This window comes from Mesorhizobium sp. M8A.F.Ca.ET.181.01.1.1, from assembly GCF_004792025.1.
GTDB lineage: Bacteria > Pseudomonadota > Alphaproteobacteria > Rhizobiales > Rhizobiaceae > Mesorhizobium.
Window position 1 is genome coordinate 157,077 of sequence record NZ_SRTV01000005.1, and the last position, 16,975, is coordinate 174,051.

General features: G+C 57.6%; 16 protein-coding genes and 1 pseudogene. 4 read left to right on the forward strand and 13 right to left on the reverse strand.

The annotated features are described in order from the left end of the window. Nucleotides 1-264: 264 nt before the first annotated feature. The 12 genes from EN824_RS19240 to EN824_RS19295 form a co-directional block, all read right to left on the reverse strand. Complete coding sequence (locus tag EN824_RS19240) at nucleotides 265-1,068, reverse strand: hypothetical protein (protein ID WP_024505378.1); 804 nt, start codon at nucleotides 1,066-1,068, stop codon at nucleotides 265-267. A gap of 356 nt (nucleotides 1,069-1,424) precedes the next feature. Then, nucleotides 1,425-2,462 carry an EscU/YscU/HrcU family type III secretion system export apparatus switch protein gene (locus tag EN824_RS19245; protein ID WP_029354843.1) on the reverse strand — a complete coding sequence of 346 codons (1,038 nt, stop codon included), beginning with the start codon at nucleotides 2,460-2,462 and terminating at the stop codon, nucleotides 1,425-1,427. Next, nucleotides 2,459-3,277, reverse strand: a complete 819-nt coding sequence (gene sctT / locus EN824_RS19250; protein ID WP_126105038.1) for a type III secretion system export apparatus subunit SctT — start codon at nucleotides 3,275-3,277, stop codon at nucleotides 2,459-2,461. The genes EN824_RS19245 and sctT overlap by 4 nt, the downstream gene beginning before the upstream one ends. 8 nt (nucleotides 3,278-3,285) lie before the next feature. After that, nucleotides 3,286-3,561, reverse strand: a complete 276-nt coding sequence (locus EN824_RS19255; protein ID WP_024505375.1) for an EscS/YscS/HrcS family type III secretion system export apparatus protein — start codon at nucleotides 3,559-3,561, stop codon at nucleotides 3,286-3,288. Nucleotides 3,562-3,563: 2 nt separating this feature from the next. After that, entirely contained in the window at nucleotides 3,564-4,229 is a 666-nt protein-coding gene (gene sctR / locus EN824_RS19260; RefSeq protein WP_095486053.1) for a type III secretion system export apparatus subunit SctR, read from the reverse strand. Then, nucleotides 4,222-5,250 (reverse strand): type III secretion system cytoplasmic ring protein SctQ, encoded by a 1,029-nt coding sequence (sctQ, locus tag EN824_RS19265; RefSeq protein ID WP_095769044.1) that lies wholly within the window; start codon nucleotides 5,248-5,250, stop codon nucleotides 4,222-4,224. The genes sctR and sctQ overlap by 8 nt, the downstream gene beginning before the upstream one ends. A gap of 89 nt (nucleotides 5,251-5,339) precedes the next feature. Beyond that, nucleotides 5,340-5,852 carry a hypothetical protein gene (locus tag EN824_RS19270; RefSeq protein ID WP_095486055.1) on the reverse strand — a complete coding sequence of 171 codons (513 nt, stop codon included), beginning with the start codon at nucleotides 5,850-5,852 and terminating at the stop codon, nucleotides 5,340-5,342. Further along, nucleotides 5,828-7,186 carry a type III secretion system ATPase SctN gene (gene sctN / locus EN824_RS19275; RefSeq protein WP_024505372.1) on the reverse strand — a complete coding sequence of 453 codons (1,359 nt, stop codon included), beginning with the start codon at nucleotides 7,184-7,186 and terminating at the stop codon, nucleotides 5,828-5,830. The genes EN824_RS19270 and sctN overlap by 25 nt, the downstream gene beginning before the upstream one ends. Further along, complete coding sequence (gene sctL / locus EN824_RS19280) at nucleotides 7,183-7,806, reverse strand: type III secretion system stator protein SctL (RefSeq protein WP_135932615.1); 624 nt, start codon at nucleotides 7,804-7,806, stop codon at nucleotides 7,183-7,185. The genes sctN and sctL overlap by 4 nt, the downstream gene beginning before the upstream one ends. Continuing rightward, on the reverse strand, nucleotides 7,803-8,489 hold the full coding sequence (locus EN824_RS19285) for a nodulation protein NolU (RefSeq protein ID WP_269470858.1): 687 nt from the start codon (nucleotides 8,487-8,489) through the stop codon (nucleotides 7,803-7,805). Before EN824_RS19285 ends, sctL begins: the two co-directional genes overlap by 4 nt. Beyond that, entirely contained in the window at nucleotides 8,434-9,270 is an 837-nt protein-coding gene (gene sctJ, locus EN824_RS19290) for a type III secretion inner membrane ring lipoprotein SctJ (RefSeq protein WP_272483026.1), read from the reverse strand. Before sctJ ends, EN824_RS19285 begins: the two co-directional genes overlap by 56 nt. A gap of 36 nt (nucleotides 9,271-9,306) precedes the next feature. Further along, the gene (locus tag EN824_RS19295) at nucleotides 9,307-9,816 is read right to left on the reverse strand and encodes a nodulation protein NolB (RefSeq protein WP_024505368.1); all 510 of its coding nucleotides are present in this window, start codon (nucleotides 9,814-9,816) and stop codon (nucleotides 9,307-9,309) included. Nucleotides 9,817-10,003: 187 nt separating this feature from the next. Here EN824_RS19295 and EN824_RS19300 point away from each other — a divergent pair, with 187 nt between their 5' ends. After that, nucleotides 10,004-10,702 (forward strand): secretin N-terminal domain-containing protein, encoded by a 699-nt coding sequence (locus tag EN824_RS19300; protein WP_024505367.1) that lies wholly within the window; start codon nucleotides 10,004-10,006, stop codon nucleotides 10,700-10,702. A 301-nt stretch (nucleotides 10,703-11,003) separates the two neighbouring features. After that, a complete protein-coding gene (locus tag EN824_RS19305) occupies nucleotides 11,004-12,938 on the forward strand; it encodes an HrpF/NolX family T3SS translocon protein (RefSeq protein WP_024505366.1) in 1,935 nt (644 codons plus the stop codon). Nucleotides 12,939-14,074: 1,136 nt separating this feature from the next. Here the strand turns inward: EN824_RS19305 and EN824_RS35290 are convergent. Further along, nucleotides 14,075-14,275 carry a hypothetical protein gene (locus EN824_RS35290; RefSeq protein WP_024505365.1) on the reverse strand — a complete coding sequence of 67 codons (201 nt, stop codon included), beginning with the start codon at nucleotides 14,273-14,275 and terminating at the stop codon, nucleotides 14,075-14,077. A gap of 100 nt (nucleotides 14,276-14,375) precedes the next feature. On the opposite strand from EN824_RS35290, the pseudogene glyA reads away from it, so the two are divergent. Further along, nucleotides 14,376-15,696 (forward strand): annotated as a pseudogene (gene glyA / locus EN824_RS19320) (serine hydroxymethyltransferase). 57 nt (nucleotides 15,697-15,753) lie between these two features. Next, nucleotides 15,754-16,929 carry a methionine adenosyltransferase gene (metK, locus tag EN824_RS19325; RefSeq protein WP_063169265.1) on the forward strand — a complete coding sequence of 392 codons (1,176 nt, stop codon included), beginning with the start codon at nucleotides 15,754-15,756 and terminating at the stop codon, nucleotides 16,927-16,929. Nucleotides 16,930-16,975: the final 46 nt, after the last annotated feature.

A 16,975-nucleotide genomic window follows, 5' to 3' on the forward strand; every position in this document is an offset into this window, starting at 1 on the left:
GGGATCGGCGCATCGCAACGACCCAACGGTGTGGTGGAGAAAATTGGATTCGGGAGAGCTCGGTTCCAAGAGGCGGAGTTCCGGCCCGAATACAATCCGCTCGCAAGCACCCACGATGCGCATCCGCAGTTTATTGTCTGGGAGATGGGCTGGATTGCTCGGCGGCGCTGGCGCTAAGGCGGGGCTGTCGCCGGACAATTAGCATTCACTGCCAACAGCCTTGCAACCGTCACCAGTTGCAAGGCTCGGCGGCGGGTCGACAAATCACATGAAATCGTCGTCGGACCCGCTATCGCTGCTGTCGCTATCCTCGGTTTTGTGGAGATAGAGTGGAGGTTTGCCTGCACGCTGCCACTCACCGGCACTGTTCTTCGTCCATTTGTCGGGATGCTGCGTAGGGTCAAGCACCAGGTCGCCATGATCCACTTCAACAAACCCCATCGTCTGCGCGCGCGCTTGTGCTTCCGGATTAGCCGCACGCCAATTCAGCAACGGTCGGTCGCCGTCTATCCGAAGTTGATGCTCCAGCAGAATATCGCCCGCATTTTCGACGAGCGGATGGGCGACTTGAAGATCCACTATGGAAGTGACCTCAGTTCGACCAGGAAATTGTTCCCGCCAACTTTCCGATTCGAACTCGTTCATGCTGAATCCGCCTTCCATTCTCAGCAGTCCGGCACTCCGGTCTCCCAATTGGTAACTGAAATATCGCGCGTGCTCCGTATCTCGACGGATGCCATATTGCTGAGCAACGTCCGCGGTGCGCCTGGCTCGTGACGATACGAACTCCGAATACTCTTGAGGATTGTCGGCGATGTGCGTGATTTCATCACCATGAAATTGCCTCACCTGTCTCCTGAAGGAAGTCCTGTTGATCTCCACCACAGGAGGTCGGGAATTGAGGGAGTATGCTTGGGGAGCCGCCGATGATGAGGCGCCGCTACCTTCCGATCCGGATAAGTGCATTCGGGCAAATGTGTCCGCGAACCCTTCGCTTCCTGCATCCGATTGCTCGCCGGCATTATGCGCGCGGTAACTATCGGATGAGCCACCAATTCGACCATACATGACGATTCGTACTCCTATGTTTCGCAACCGAGCTCAAGTTAGCACGGCTGTTCAACATAGGGCGCTTAGTTGACGACTAGCTGACGAGGGCATTCCAACGGCTGCACCAATCAAATCCGCACTGCCGGCCTCAAAACCTCGGACTGCGCCACGCACCGGCCAGCAGAGGCTGCAAGGTCATGCCCGGAGGACTTGCCGTAGTTGCTGGGTGGCAGATCCGAGGGGAGTGATTGCCCCAGGCCCGCGGTTGCGCGGTTGGCCTGGCAGAGACACTGGGGCACGGATGGCCAGCCGACATTTGCCACTAGCATGGAGCCAGGTCAGTTTTGAACTGGGCAGTCGTGGACTTCCAATGACTAGGCCAAGCCTGCGGCAAAGAATGCTTTCGCGACAGGCTGGAAATATTGCATAGGAACCGCGTGGCCGAGTTTTGTAGTGCTTATCAGCTGACGCGCTAAGACATGGTCATGGACGATCGTCAGGCGTAGTGCCCGCGCCTCACTCAACACATGTGAAACGCGCTCACCTTCGGCACGGCAAACTAAGAACGGCACCCCGGTTTCACCGCGAACGTAACGCAGACCGATCAGGACCGCCCTTCCTGTTAAGACCAGCGTGGCGCGATGCACGCCAAGCGCAGGCTCGTCGGCCGCCTCCTCGCGGATGCGACGCTGTTCACCTTTCAACTCTGGCGCTCCTTGCTGATCCTTCGACTCGCGCGTCACTTCGGTATTGGTCATGCGCATTTCGCGCAGATACAACGCGCGCTGGAGCAGGAGATCGATCAGTCCGCCGACCAGCAGTGCGCCGGCGCCAATTCCCATCAGCAATTTTGTCTCCATAAAGATGAGGCCAACACAGCCCATGCCGCAGATCGGCAGAGGGACCATTGTCTTCCACATCCCGAGAAGGACAATGGAAAAGGTTGCGCTGAGAACCAATACCTTGAACATGGTCTTGCAGACTTCGACCATGGAACGAGCAGACCCCAAGCGCTTCAGCCCTTCAAAGGGGTCAATTTTCTTAAAGCTGAGCTTCATCGGCTCCAGAGAGAAGACAAATCCACCATTGGCTAGCAGGCTGGCCAAAATCACCGCGGCGACGAGGGTTCCAAGCAGCGGGCCAACAGCCGCGACGGTGAGTTGGACGAGCACAACCAATGCCTGCGGCACCGCGGTATCGAAAGGTAGGCTCTGCAACTTGGTGGCTAATAGGAGCGCTTCCCGGCATTTGTCCTCGATCACGCTGCCTCTTAGCCAAAGGTAGCCGAGCCCAGCGCAAGTCCCGACCGCGCGGACGAAATCGGAGCTACGTGGCAGCTGTCCTTTTTTGCGCGCTTCACTTAACTTCTTCGGGCTGGCGGCGTGTGTCTTCTCTTCACTTGTGTCGCTCATGGCAGCAATTTGTCGAACCACTCCAGCACGCCGTTGGCACGTGTGACCTCCAGTTTCATGCTCTCCACCAGATAGGCAGCGTAGGTGACCATGAGAACTGGAAAGACAATGTTCTTGATTGCCGGAGACAGTTGGCTCGCCTTAAATTGCGGGGCAAAGCGACGCAGCAGCATCATCGATATATCAATCAGTATCAGGAAGAACACGACAGGCCCCGATACCAATAATGCCGTGCGCATTATGCTGTCGAGAAGCCCCAACAACTCCATTGCTCCTGGCCCGCTCAGTGTCGGGTGAAACTGATACACCGGCCAAATCAAGTAGCTGCGGTACAGGACACTGATCAAAGTTTCCAGGCCTCCTGATCCGACGAATATGGCAATCGCAGTGATCCCCAGAAAAACGCCCATCGCGGAAGCCTGACTGTTCGTCGCGGGATCGGCCGAAGCGGTCGGGCTGCTGATGCCGCGTTGGTTGTCGATAAGCTCCCCGGCAGCCTGAAGGCCCCAAAGCGGAATGCCAAGAAAAGTGCCAAGGAGTACACCGACAAAAACTTCCTTGAATCCGAGCAGGGTTAGCTGGATCAGGCGTGTATCAGAATCCAGCGCCGGCAATCCGCCGCTGACGTGTGCCAGGCATGGTAGTGCGAAGCCAACAGCCAAACAGCCCCGGATCAGCCCACTGATCTGCGAGCGTGTGAATACGGGAAAGATCAGCATGATGCCCATCGCGCGGGCTGCCCCAAGACCTGCCGCAACGACGAGTTCGAGAGCCGTCTGGATCAGAATTTGAATATCGGCCGATAGCGCGTCCATGGGGAGGACTAGTAGCTAAGTGTCATTGCGGGAAACTCGGTGAAGATCTGATCGGCTAGCTCTATGAGCGGGGCGCTTAGCACAGGAGCAAACAGCCCAATCACCGCGACAACGACCAGAAGCTTCACGGTGAGCGGCAAGCTTTCATCCTGGATCTGCGTCGCCGCCTGGAGGATGCCGATAACGAGGCCGACAACCACTGATGCAATGAGCGGCGGTAGAATCCAGATCATGAAAACCACCAGTGATTGGCTCATAAGAGTAATGATGCTGGATTCAGTGATGATCAGCCTCCCGGTAACGTATAACTCAGCACAAGCCCATGCATCAATTTTGACCAACCATCAATGGCAACAAACAAAAAGATCTTGAACGGGACAGATATAACAGTTGGTGAGACCATCGACATACCCATTGCCATCAAGATAGTTGTCACTATCAGATCTATAACAATAAAAGGCAGATAAAGTAGAAATCCCATCTCAAATCCGCGCTTCAATTCTGATAGCAAGAAAGATGGTACAAGTATTGCAAAGTCATCAGGCGTGGCTGCAGCGTGCATTTCCTCTGGCCAGACCTTTTCTGTCGAAGATAGGAAAAATCGCCGCTGCTCTTCATTTGTGAATTTCTTGAGATGCTCGCGCAAGGGCTCACTTCCGGCTTTAGCGGCGCTTACCCAGTCGTCGAATGTCTGATAGTGGAGCTTGGGATCCGACATGCGGTCATAGGTCTGCTCAGCAACGGGCGCACTAACGAACATAGTGAGGATCATCGCCGCGGCGTACAGCACCACATTGGGTGGTATGGTCTGGGTCCCGAGCGCATTGCGGACGAGGAAAAGAACAATTGATACCTTTACAAAGGCCGTTGTCGTGGCAACTGCTAAAACCAGCAGACCGAGTCCGGCGGTAACCGCAAGAAGCGCCAGGATTGTCGGCTGAGCTTCACTCATTGCATGCAAACCCGCCACGGAGCCTGATGCCCAGCTCTTCTCCGATGCGGACAATGTCGCCACGCCCGATACGCTGACCATTGGCCACTATGTCGACCGGGCCGTCGATCGGCCATCCAAGTTCAAAAATATGCCCTTCGCCGGCACTTCTTAATTCCCCAAGAGAAATAGGCCAGCGGCCGCATTCAAAGACAAGCACGATCTCGACATCGTCGAGATCCTTAGTAAGCTCCAGTTGCGATCCGGGTTGTGTCATATGCGCACTCTCCAAAGGACACGGTCGCGGGCGGAAAGGCCCCCGCAAGATTAATTCATCGCCGTCAAGATCCGCCTCGGCGCACAACTGGCCGACAGCTAGGGTGATCTGGCCGCGGCCGAACGGCGCAATATCGGGCAACAATGCATCACCGACACATGCGCTTCGAAGAAGCGCCGCAGGAAGGCGAAGCGTGCCGACCTCTCCTGCAACAATGAGCGGGAGCTCTGGAGGCAGCCCGCCCAGCTGCCGCGGCAACTGGGCAAGCAGTTCGCCTAGCGCGCGAAACGCAGGCGGTACTAAGCCGTCAAGTGGCGTGAACAGGAATAGACGGCCCTTGCCCTTGACCGCGCCGAAAATGATGTCGAGTTCAAGATGAGGAGCCAGCATCGTGGCTTCGCATACCCGCACGAGTTGCACGTTCAGACGCGTCGTCTCCTCCAGTCGAGTGACAAGCGGCTCCAGAGCGAGTTCGAGAATTAGCGAAGCAGTTGGCTCGGAAGGGAAGGCCAAGCCGTTCTGCACTGTCGTGATGAACTCCTCTACGAGCGGGCGCGACAGTGACAAGATGACCGTTTCGGCTCCCACTCTCCAGACGCAGTCAAGCATCGGAATGGCAGCAGGTTCCTGCTGCCAGACAAGCCCTGCCGTTCGCACCGATAGCGGCACCTCGTTGATCCGGCTTTGAAACGGCGTGCGCGGCGCTGCTGTATCATTGAGCCACGAGACAACCGTGTGGGACAGTTTCAGAACTGGTTCGAACATGGCGGGTGTGACCGCAGCGCCTATCAAAGACTGCACGGTCGTGTCATTCGGACGACCTCTTGCGACCGTCGGATCCGGTTGCGCGGCATTTAGGCAAGCGACCCCCTCGCATATTTCAGCAGTATCTCATCGTCGGCCTCGATCTCGGCTGCGGCCTCCGAATGAGTCTCGACGGCGCGCCGCACGTCGTCCTCGATTTGTTGCCATTTGTCCCTTGCCGCCGAACATATGACCCATAGCTCCCTCGTCCTGGACGCCGCCATCTCAGCCTCCTCTTGAGCGATTTGGGTATCATCAAGCATCTGCCGTCTGGAATTGATCTCAGCGGCAAGTTGTTCAGTGTGAAGGCGGTGACGGTCGAGCGCTGCGCTAGACAAGTTGTCGAGTGACATCAGATGCTGATAGAGCGCTGCTTCTTTTCTTGAACAATGTTGCTGTATCATTGCAAGCTCCCTAGAGGCATTTTGTACGGCTGAGGCGGCCACATCGCGCTGGGCTTCCTTCTTGGACAGCTCGCCAAGGGCACGACGCTCTTGCATTTCCTTCAGAAGCCGTAACCTCGAAGACTGAACCCAGTTCACGCGGTCAGACGCGACATCCATGCGACCGTCTCCTCGAAATCTGACGCGTCATCTTCGCTCTGGCGCAGAAACTCCCTCAGTTCGTCGATTGACGCGACGGCCCGGTCAGTCAGGGGATCTCCACCTGGCTTGTATTCGCCAACATTGATCAAGAACTCGGTCTCGGCATAGCGCGATAGGAGCTCGCGGAAAATGGATGCTGCCTTGCGATGTGTCCCCGAAACGACTGCATCCATGACGCGGCTGCGACTCTGCAGCACATCAATAGCGGGGAAATGCGATCGCGCCGCAATAGCGCGTGAGAGGATGACATGGCCATCGAGAATACCACGCGATTCCTCGGCGATTGGATCACCCGTGCCATCACCCTCTACAAGCACCGTATAGAAGGCCGTGATTGAGCCCCGCTCACCCATGCCGGCGCGCTCGAGCAGGCCTGGCAGCATGCCAAAAACGGAAGGAGGAAAGCCCCGTCGCGTCGGCGGCTCACCCGCAGCAAGGCCTATTTCGCGCATAGCGCGGCAGAAGCGCGTCAGCGAATCCAGCATGAGAGCAACGCGTAGGCCCTGATCGCGAAAATATTCCGCGAGCGCAGTCGCCATTGGAGCGCATTGCGCACGCTCCACCGCCGAGCGGTCGGAGGTTTCAACCACGACGACCGTACGGAGAAGGCCCTCTTCACCAAGATTCCTTTCGATGAATTCACGAACTTCCCGTCCACGTTCGCCTATGAGCGCCACTATGACGACGTCAGCGGCGGCACCCTTTACGATCTGTGACAACAGCGTCGACTTGCCACCACCTGGCTCGCCATAAATCCCGATCCGCTGGCCCTCGCCGCACGTCAGCAGACCATCGAGGACACGGACCCCAAGCGGGAATGGCCGCTCAATCATGCGCCTCGTCATCGGATTGGGGGCTCTGCCATGCAGGGGCCGAGTTTCGACGGTCTTGATTTCGCCTTTGCCGTCCAATGGGCGGCAACGACTGTCGATCACGCGACCGAGCAAATCGCCGCCGACGGGCACCTCACGCATTCGGCCAGTGGCCACGACCTCTGCGCGGCTGGATAGGCCCACCAAGTCCCCGATCGGTGTCAGCAATACACCATCACCCGACAGGCCGATCACCTCGGCCTCGAGCGACAGCCCGGTTCGCGGGTCCTCTAGGAGGCAAAGTTCCCCAATACGAGTATCTGGCAAGACGGCATGAACCAGTGTGCCGATAGCCCGCGTGATCCGACCGCGCACCGCACGCGTGTCAATTCGCTTGGCCGCAGCCCTCAAAGACGAGATTGCTGGAACGAGAGCTCGAGTGTCGGCGTCAGCGTTATGTTCTGGGACGGGCTTTCTCATAGCTCGCCTTTTTCACATAGCGTCCCGAAACCAAGGCGCAGCGCGCGCATCTGGGCGTCAAGTCCCAGGTCGACATTGCCGTACTCGCTCCACAGCACGCACCGTTGCGGCGACAACGTCGGGTCGGGCTCGATCCGCACCCTTGGTCGACCATCCTGGCCGTCGCATCGAGCAAACTCTCGTGCAAGCATGTCGACTTGCATGGGAGAAACATGAAGGCAAACTTCGGCGCCGCTGTATTGACACTCTATGGCGTGACGAACAGCCCTCACCAGTAGCTCGCCCGGATCGAAAGCGCCGATAAGATCGCTCAATATTTCCATCACGAGCTGCGGCAATTCCTGCTCCAGAGCCGCCTTTCGTCGCGCGATTTCGGAGATTGTCTCCGCAATCAACCCTGCCATCTCCTCGGTGCCTGCATTCGAGCCCTCCATGTGGCCGCGCGCCCACGCCCGCTGGTAAACCGCGCGTGCCCAGTTTCGAACGCGCTGCCGATGCCGTTCTGCCGCGGCAAGGGCTTGCGCGGCGCTGTGCCAGGTTTCGAGCTCGCTCGCGGGTATCAGTGGTCCGACTGGACGCATCTGCGGCGCTATTGGCCCCTCGGAAAGTTCGACTGTCATTTCACCGGGGTCTCTGTCTCAAAATGAGCTACTACAAGTGAAAGCAATTGGCCGGCGGCGGTCCAATGCTCATGTGCTGGAGTCTCCGCGGCAGTCCCCTCGGGCAATCGAAGAAGCACGCGGTTACGCTCGGTCGCTGAACTGTCCTGGAGCCAAGCTCCAAGACATGCGTGTCCATCGTATTCGATTTGCTGAGCGAGTTTTTCTGGGTCCGAGATCAGTCTTTTGTCAACAGCATGCAGCAGGTGTCGGATTCCGAATGCGTGTGCATCCACGCCGATGCGTTTAACAAGGATGGCAAGCTCAGGCTGAGAGACAAACGCGACCAGCGAACGGGCATGCCAGATACTACCAGCAAGAAGGGCCGCTCGATATGGATCATGCCCGCGTAGAAGGTCCGGCCTGCAGCCGATGTGGTTCAGATCCACGTCATCGTTGCCCAGCAATTCTGCCAGCCTTGGATGCAGTCTGGAACACTTCTGCAACTTCACTAACGTTTCGGCCGATAACGCTGGATCAAGACGCGCCGCAAGACGGGTTGGATGGGCCGAAGCCGCAAGCTCGCTCGCGCCCGGAAAGTGCGGACCATCAGGTCGGGCGGTCTGTATAGGCATTGGCAATGAGATGTCACCCACGTCCAATTGCAGGCATTCTTTTGCGAATGGCCTCGACAGCAGAAGCATCCCGGCGCCCCTCGACCTTGGAAACGCCGGTTGATTGCTTGCGCCGACGCGTAACAACGCCGATCAAGAGATAACAGGCCACGGCGAATACGGCTGCGGCAAAACCTGTTACGGTCGCCAGAAGTGGCGCAGGAAGAGGTAGTGATGCTTGTGGCAAAACAGCAGTCGGATCGGGCCGTTGCTCGTGTGCGGACCGTTCTACCGGCACCAAAACCACTTCCACCTTATCGTAGGACAGGCCTTCGATGCTGTCGGCTACAAGCATCTTTATCTTTGGCAGCAGAGCCGCGACATTTGTTTTTGCGTCGTGCCTGATAAACACCGAGGCCGAGGATGGCGTGGCACCGGCTCGCACAAGGTCGTTATGCGGCAGCACGACGTGAACACGTACAGAAAAAACGCCATCGATATCGCTGATCGTCCGCGACAACTCTTCGCTCAGGGCATACACGTAACGGGCACGCTCTTCGGTCGGCGAGGCAATCAGGCCTGATCCTTGGAATATCTCACCGAGGTTCTTGAAGGATTGGCGCGGCAGCCCCTTGGCGTTCAGAAGGTTGATTGAGAAGGCGAGCAGCTTTTCGTCAACCTGGATCGTGCTGGTTCCATCCTTGGCGACCACCCGGATCGCGGCGACCCCGTTGTCTTCAAGAAGTGCGAGCATTTCATTTGCCTCACGCTCTTGCAATTGCGTGTAGAGGTCGGCTTTGCAAGCAGTGAGGGCGACGAGAACTGGCAGCATGACAAGTCTAACCGACCGCCACCCTGACAGGCCACGCATGATTTCGCCCTCGGCCAAGCCAATCATGCGCGCGGTTCAGCCTTCCTTCAAAAGTTTATTCACGGATGATGTGACGCCGCTGACGCCTTTGGAGATAAGCGCCACCTGGGTGACGCCGTTGTAAACATCCCGAAGACCAGCCATCATCGTTTCGAAGTCTTGCCCTTGTTGGGGAATGCCCGAGATTCCGGTTCCCGCCTCACCTGGAACGGGAAGCTTCTGCGCCGGTCCCGGTAGAGCGCCCTTCGAAAGGGCTATGTCATGGTCGAGCGCGGGGAAGGAAACAGTGTTGTGTGGATATAGGGAGGAAATCGTCTGCAACACGCGATCGCCCATGCCGCTCGTCGGCGCAGCCGCGCGCTGAACATCCATCGCCGCAGCAACTGGCGCCGCACTCGCTGGCCCCGCGGCGGCATCGTTTTTCAGCGAGTCGGCTGCATGCCCTAAGGCGCGCTCAAACTGGGCCTGCTCGACAATCGACGGTGATCCGACCCTGGGGAGGCCAGCCGTTAGAGTGGCAGAGATCGACGTGACAGGCATCATCATGTAAGGACTCGGTTGCTCTCTCTGACCGGGCGAGCCCCGCCCATTCATCACCCGGTGTCGGCGCAACACTCCTAGGGGGGCAAGCTGACAACAAGCTGACTAACGGCGGCGTCATTTCGACAATCTAAAATCTCTTCGGCAATTTAGTCACTTGTGATGATTTCAGCGTTTGGTTTATCAGTGCGACATGCCGAGAACGCTTATCCAACCCGTCACCCTGCATGTTTTGAGACTTCTTTGTGCCGGGTTTTTTCTGTCCACCGGGATTCACCCGGCGCATGCAGTCCCGCTGTCCCTTCCGGCGACACCCTATAGATACACGGTTCTGGATCAGGAGCTCGCTGCAGCGTTGCAGGAATTCGGCAACAACCTGAATATCAGGGTCAACATCAGTCCTGCGGTGAAGGGGCGAATTCGCGGACGTATGCCTGATTTGCCACCGCGCGCGTTCCTCGACCGCTTGACGAACCTTTACGGTCTACAATGGTACTATGACGGCCTTGTGCTCTATGTGTCTGCTGCACAAGAATCGCAAACTCGAATGCTTTTGATGACGTCGATTCGCTTCGATGCGTTCAAGGGGGCTCTCGACAAGCTTGATATCTCCGACGAGCGCTATGTGGTCAAACCCGTGCCAGGCAATGGCCTCGTCTTCGTTTCCGGTCCACCGCGCTTCGTCGCACTCGTGGAGCAGACCTTTAACGGCTTGGTGGCGCAGGCGCAGGCGCAGACTCACATAGCGGCAACGCCAAAGGAATCAGTGCTGATCTTGTTTCGCGGCTCCTCCACTACGGTCGTTCGCGACGGACGACCGGATGCTTCTTATTCTTCTGACATCCCACAACAGGATAGCGTTGGCGGGAAGCCTGAGCTGGGCAAGAAATGAACATTGAGGATTTCCCGCAGCTCTGAAGAACATGACTGCGGCTACCCCTTTGTGAACTCTTCGCAAACTCGTCAGTTTCTCGAAAGCTAATCCGCTCATGATGAGTCCCGGCAGCTCTCGCGGTGACTCCGGCCATTGTGTTGGACCGAACCTTGGAGCCGGCCCGGAACACAGCAATTGAAGGCAGGGCAGGCGCATTCGTGACCTGCCGACGCTTGGAATTGTCGAATTTTGTGAAACGCAAGGGATCTTCTGTCGGGGTCTCTTGTGGGGATTTCAACGTCACGTCTGAGGATGCATAATGTCGGCCAGTAATCTTTCAACTTTCTACCGCTCAAATTCGCTACAGTCCGCAAGGGGTTGGCCGGGCCTGAAAGTTTCCCATTTTGCGACCCAGCATCAGCAAAGTGCATCGTGCTTCGAAGCGATGCTGTCCACTTGTGTGCTGGCAGACAAGCCCGGCTCTTTCGCGCAAGGGGATCTGCCAGCGTCGAATCTTGATTCGACAATGGATAAATTGCGGCAGGACCCTTTGGGCCATCTGGCACCGGATGTCTTGACATTGAATGGCTTGGAGCAACACCCACTGGATCTGCTGCCGCCAAATATGAGGGCGGCTCTCAAGGAGGACCAATCGCAACGCTCCAAGGCGACTGAAGCCCAACATCTGCTCGGCGTCACTCCGAAGATCGAGCCGGCTCCCAGGCCGAGCCCCGGAATCACGTGGAACGGTGGGTCGCTGACCACGGCTGAGTTGCAGATTGTTGCGGTACTCAACCGTCACAAGGACCAATGCCCGCTTACTTGGAAGTCGTTGACCGACAAAGCCAATGATCCCTCTACGCCACCGGATCTGAAAGCGGCGATCCAGGGACTGCAGCAGGATTCGGGACTTTTTTATGCGATTGGCTCGCAGGGCGACGGCCGCTGTGGAGGCAAGATCAACGCCAAGGACTTGGCCGGATTTTCAAACCACCACCCACAAGTTGCTGCATTTCAGGAAGCCCAAGCGCGAAGCTACGAGCAGAACTACATACCATCCGACGGCAGCGGAGGTTTGCAGCCTTCGGTCATGACCTTGAGCGATGCCTTGCGGGAGTTTTACCGGTACTCCGAAAATCTGTCCAAGGACCTGAGTCTGGATGAGTTCAAGAAAATGGTCGGCGGCGAATCGAAAAACGGCAAATTTCCGCCCCAGGTCATTGCGGCGGCGCAATATTTCCTCGATCACCCCGATGCTTGGAACCAGTTGTGCGGTGGCTCGAAAGGGAAGATGCACAAAGAGGATTTCCTGCAAGTCGCCTCATCGTCGATGAGCCTCACGCAAACTGAGCTGAATACGGTCGAGATGATCAAGGACCATCAGGACACGTTCTTTGGAAGCGGTGTTCTGACTCGCGACAAACTGGCGAAAATGAAAGACGACAAGAGCCTTGATCCGAAAGTGCGGGAAGCAGCCTCTCAGCTCCTTTCAGATCCTCTTCTGTTTGGCCTCCTGAACAATTCGATCACGGGCTATAAGACCCATCATAAATTCTTCGACTTTGGCGGCGGGCATACGGTTGATTCCGGCAATATCAGCAAAAAAGACTTTGCCCATTTTTGCACAAACATGTCGTCTGCGAACCGCAACGTTCAGCAGCCAATCACCCACGGCGCCCAAACCGCAGAAGAGCAGAATGCCGTCGCGGACATGAAGATGGGCCTGATGGACCAGCCTGACATTAAGTCAGCCAAAAAGAACGGCGGGGCCGTCATGCACGTCGTCGACTCCGTGCTCAAAATCGAGACGAAAGTGCTCGACTTGGCGGCAACGGCGGTGGGACTGCTCAGCTTCATTCCGGGCCTCGGACAAGTAGCCGATCTTGCCTCGATGGTTCTCGAGGCTGAGTCGCAAGCAGCCAATCTCCTGCGTACGGCCATTAACGGAGGCGATATGAAGCGAGCGCTGGAGGAAGCTGGCCTCAATATGGCCGCGCAGGCGATCGGCCTTATCGCAGGCCCCGAGGTCAAGCTGGCCATTCGAAATGGGCTCGTAAAGCACCTGATGGAAGAGGCCTTGGCGGCAGGCATTGATCTTTCGGTCTCGACGGCGCAGGACTACGCAGAAGGCTATGTGAATAACCTCAAAGCGCGCCTTGCAGGCGGCCCTGAGCAAAGCCTAGGCCTTCCGAGCATGCCATCATTCCAGAGTGTGGCAAGCAATGTGCCCTTCGTCGGCATTGCCTTATCCTAGCCGTCGCCTTGCGCGGAAGCTTTGGCTCGCGCGCTGACATAAGGGTCATTGTGGCACAAGCAGGGGTTCATCCGCATCAACGCAGCGGTGTTCCTGACGCCATCTGGATCGGACTGTGAGGGGATGTCCGAAGTCTGTGAAGGCTTCGGTATATGACGACTTCAGAGTTACGCTGAGCCCAGCCATCTCGAGCCGGTGCGCCGGGTCGAGGTTTTCACGGGCGCCGGCCGGCAGCGGGAATGGTCTCCGGAAGGCACGGCGCGGATGGTGGCGGAGCGGCGCAGCCGAAGGAACGGCTGTCGCGCGCCCAGGGCGGCCTCCCGAACAGCAGACGATGATCTCCTGCCTTGGGCCTATATCCTTGTGCCCACGCTCAAGGCAGTCGGCTGAAAACAGCGCTGATTTAAAACAGCATTATCCTGCACTGCACCCTCGATCCTTGCGCTCACCGATCGCTCGTCGACACGCACGCGGTCAAGTCGTTATCGGCGCTATGCCGATGGGCTTCGAGAGCAAGGTGGACGCTGAGCGGTGCGTCAGCCTCAGGGCGCGGCTGGCCAGCTTTGGGTCTCACGCTCTATGACGGCAACACCCGGCTGATCAACTTGGCCTGTTCGCGGGCTCCCGGCAGCGGCGCGGAAGCCACGGTCCGCCTTCCTCGGCTTCAGGCCAAAGATACCGCAGCATGCTCCAGAGCTATGTCTGCCGCCTCCGCCCCATCGTCGCTGGTCATGTGGAAAGGACAAGCAGGCTACGCACCCCATAATCCCGTCGGGCAGGATTCGACAGTCGACGGCGAGACATTCGCCAAACCTCACCCTTGATTCTCAGCAACGTTAAAAAAAATTCACATAATGTTCGTGAGTGTAGTCTCCTGTCAGGTGGTACATTAGCCCCAATATCTGGCGTCTTAGTCGTAGAAAGGACTGTGATCCATCTTCCATTAGCATCCATACCAGCGGATTTACAGCAAATGACGAGAGAGGTCTCATGCGGATTGATGGGGATAGAAGGGCTAGCGGCTTGCTGCATCCCGTCCGGGTTGATGCCAACCAATGTTGACACTGGTAAATCGCCTAAGGACGGCAGCGCATCTTGATCGCCTTCGAATCCTGGGCCTTTGCGCGCATGCGGATCTAACCGTCGGCGAGCTGGCCGATATTACCAGTCTGCCTCGCGAGCAGGTTCGACGCCACGTTCGGCGGCTGGGCAGAGCCAACTTTCTTTGCTGCAACGAACAACGTCCGCAGTCTTCGTACCATATGCAAGCAGGAGGCAAGGATGGCGGGCTGGCTCAATTGGTGGTCGATCTCCTGCCCCACGATGATGGCCATCATAAAAGAGACCTACAACGCCTGGAAGCAATACAAGACGCGCGGTTGAAGGGACCGCCTGCTTGATCGTGAAATAGATCAGTCCAAATGGAGCGCGACTACCATGGATAACTCCGCCGGCGGCGCCATCGCGCAGCCCGACACTTACGGGCGGCCTCACTTAGCCGCCGTCGACTCCCGCGTTCACGAACTGCTTCTAAGACAGGAGCGTCAGGAGCGGACAACTCTCAAACTGATCGCCTCCGAGAACTTTGCCTCCTCGGCGGTGTTGGAAGCGACCGGGTCGATTTTCACCAACAAGTATGCCGAGGGATACCCCGGTGCGCGCTACTACGCCGGAAACGAGATCGTCGATGAGCTTGAGACCCTCGCGATCGAGCGCCTGAAAGCGCTATTTGGCAGTGAACACGCCAACGTCCAGCCTTATTCAGGCTCGCCAGCCAACCAGGCTGTCTATCGCGCGCTTTTGAGCCCCCGTGACAAAGTCATGGGCTTGCCTTTACCCGAAGGCGGCCATCTGACTCACGGTTGGTCCGTCAATTTTTCCGGCAGCGATTATCAGCGCGTCCCGTACAGGCTGCACGAAAAGACACAGCAAATTGACTATGACCACTTGCGCGAGACCGCCAAGCGGGAACGCCCGAAGCTAATTTGGGTCGGCGGAACTGCTTATCCGCGTATTTTTGACTACGCGGCAATGGCCGAAATTGCTTCGGAGGTGAACTCGTATCTGGTGGCTGACATCGCCCACATCTGCGGCCTGGTTGTCGCAGGAGTGCATCCGAACCCCGTGTCCCATTGCGATGTGGTCACCAGCACCTCTCACAAGTCGATCCGCGGTCCCCGGGGTGGCTTCATTTTATCAAGGAATGAAGACCGTTATCAGCCCCTCCATCATCCGAAGAGCAAACACAATCTGCGCCGTGTTCCCTCTTCTGCAAGGCGGACCGCATATGAATACTATCGCCGCGCTTGCCGTCGCTTTGCAGGAAGCAGCGAACTCGTCCTTTCGTGTCTACGGTCAGCAGATCGTCCACAACGCCAAGGCTCTGGCCCAGGCGCTTCTGGAGCGAGGTTATGAACTCGTCACTGGGGGCACTGACAATCACATGCTGATCCTTGATCTTCGGGACCGGCCGCTGTCAGGCAAAGCCTATGCGGAGCGCTTATCGCGTGCAGGCATCATTGCGAATTTCAATATGGTCCCGGGCGACCGGCGGCATCCGGCGCTGACAAGCGGCATCCGCTTAGGGACACCAGCGGTGACGTCCATGGGCATGCGCGAAACGGAGATGGTGCAGATCGCCGCTTTCATCGACTCGGTCTGCCGCCAGCCCGATGACCAGGAAGTTCATGCGAGCGTACGAAGAGACGTTGCCGACTTCTGCACTGCGTTCGATGTTCCCGGCATCCGCGACCGATAAGCCACCCCAATCCAGAAACTCCTCACTAACTCCAGCACTTGAAGCGAGGGCATTTTTATGACCAGGCAGTTCGTGTTCTCTTCCGAATCCGTCGGCGCGGGACACCCCGACAAGATGGCAGACAACATCTCCGATGCCATTCTCGATGCGGTCCTGCGCACCGATCCGAAGGCGCGCGTCGCCTGTGAAGTGTTGGTGAAGACGGGGATGGTCGTTGTGGCTGGCGAGATCACCAGCCATGCCCACATCGATTACAGCCAAGTCGCCCGCGATACGATACTCGATATTGGCTACGACGATGATGCGATTGGCTTTGATGGTCGACGTTGCGCCGTCGTTCTGGCCCTCACCGAGCAGTCGCCCGACATAAGCCAGGGCGTTGATGAAGGACGAGGGCAGGATCTCGGGCAAGGGGCAGGGGATCAGGGCATCATGTTTGGATTCGCATGCAACGAGACGGATACATTGATGCCCCTGCCGATCCAACTCGCTCACCATTTGACGAAAAGACAGGCCGAGGTCCGGAAAGCGGGACAGCTTGGCTGGCTGCGTCCGGACGTGAAATCTCAAGTGTCGGTACGCTACGAAGGGCTCCGCCCGGTGGCGCTGGATACCATAGTCCTGTCAACGCAGCATGACGAAGCGGTCTCACAAGCCACGGTCCGCGAAGGCGTCATTGAGGAGATCATAAAACCGGTCCTGCCGGCCCACCTGGATACTTCGGGGATCAGATTTCTGGTCAACCCAACAGGGCGGTTCGTGGTCGGTGGGCCTGCCGGCGACTGCGGCCTCACAGGACGGAAGATCATCGTCGATTCCTACGGTGGGACCGGGCGTCACGGCGGCGGTGCCTTTTCGGGCAAGGACCCATCCAAGGTTGACCGCTCGGCGGCCTATGCCGCCCGGTATGTCGCGAAGAACATCGTTGCCAGCGGCCTTGCAGAGGTCTGCGAGGTTCAGCTTGCCTACGCGATCGGCGTGGCCAGTCCGGTTTCTGTCATGGTCAATACCTTCGGAACCGCAAGGATCGAGGAAAAAAGGATCGAGCGCCTTGTTCTCGAGGTTTTCAATCTCCGACCGAAAGGCATCATCAAGATGCTTGATCTCTTACGGCCGATATACCGCAAGACGGCGACATACGGACACTTCGGGCGTGAAGAGCCTGAGTTCACTTGGGAGAAGACGGACAAAGCTGACGATTTGCTGCGTGAAGCCGGACCGGCAGCTGCGTGAGGGCGGCTGGATCAAGCGCATGCGGCAACCCATTTCAACTCGCGAG

Coding starts and splice junctions, on each gene's coding strand:
- sctJ (WP_272483026.1), bottom strand. CDS start 9,270: ATGCGTGGCCTGTCAGGGTGGCGGTCGGTTAGACTTGTCATGCTGCCA.
- EN824_RS19305 (WP_024505366.1), top strand. CDS start 11,004: ATGTCGGCCAGTAATCTTTCAACTTTCTACCGCTCAAATTCGCTACAG.
- sctL (WP_135932615.1), bottom strand. CDS start 7,806: ATGACAGTCGAACTTTCCGAGGGGCCAATAGCGCCGCAGATGCGTCCA.
- EN824_RS19240 (WP_024505378.1), bottom strand. CDS start 1,068: ATGTATGGTCGAATTGGTGGCTCATCCGATAGTTACCGCGCGCATAAT.
- sctR (WP_095486053.1), bottom strand. CDS start 4,229: ATGAGTGAAGCTCAGCCGACAATCCTGGCGCTTCTTGCGGTTACCGCC.
- EN824_RS35290 (WP_024505365.1), bottom strand. CDS start 14,275: ATGATGGCCATCATCGTGGGGCAGGAGATCGACCACCAATTGAGCCAG.
- sctQ (WP_095769044.1), bottom strand. CDS start 5,250: ATGTTCGAACCAGTTCTGAAACTGTCCCACACGGTTGTCTCGTGGCTC.
- EN824_RS19270 (WP_095486055.1), bottom strand. CDS start 5,852: ATGGATGTCGCGTCTGACCGCGTGAACTGGGTTCAGTCTTCGAGGTTA.
- EN824_RS19300 (WP_024505367.1), top strand. CDS start 10,004: ATGCCGAGAACGCTTATCCAACCCGTCACCCTGCATGTTTTGAGACTT.
- EN824_RS19245 (WP_029354843.1), bottom strand. CDS start 2,462: ATGAGCGACACAAGTGAAGAGAAGACACACGCCGCCAGCCCGAAGAAG.
- EN824_RS19285 (WP_269470858.1), bottom strand. CDS start 8,489: ATGCTTCTGCTGTCGAGGCCATTCGCAAAAGAATGCCTGCAATTGGAC.
- EN824_RS19295 (WP_024505368.1), bottom strand. CDS start 9,816: ATGATGATGCCTGTCACGTCGATCTCTGCCACTCTAACGGCTGGCCTC.
- metK (WP_063169265.1), top strand. CDS start 15,754: ATGACCAGGCAGTTCGTGTTCTCTTCCGAATCCGTCGGCGCGGGACAC.
- sctN (WP_024505372.1), bottom strand. CDS start 7,186: ATGAGAAAGCCCGTCCCAGAACATAACGCTGACGCCGACACTCGAGCT.
- sctT (WP_126105038.1), bottom strand. CDS start 3,277: ATGGACGCGCTATCGGCCGATATTCAAATTCTGATCCAGACGGCTCTC.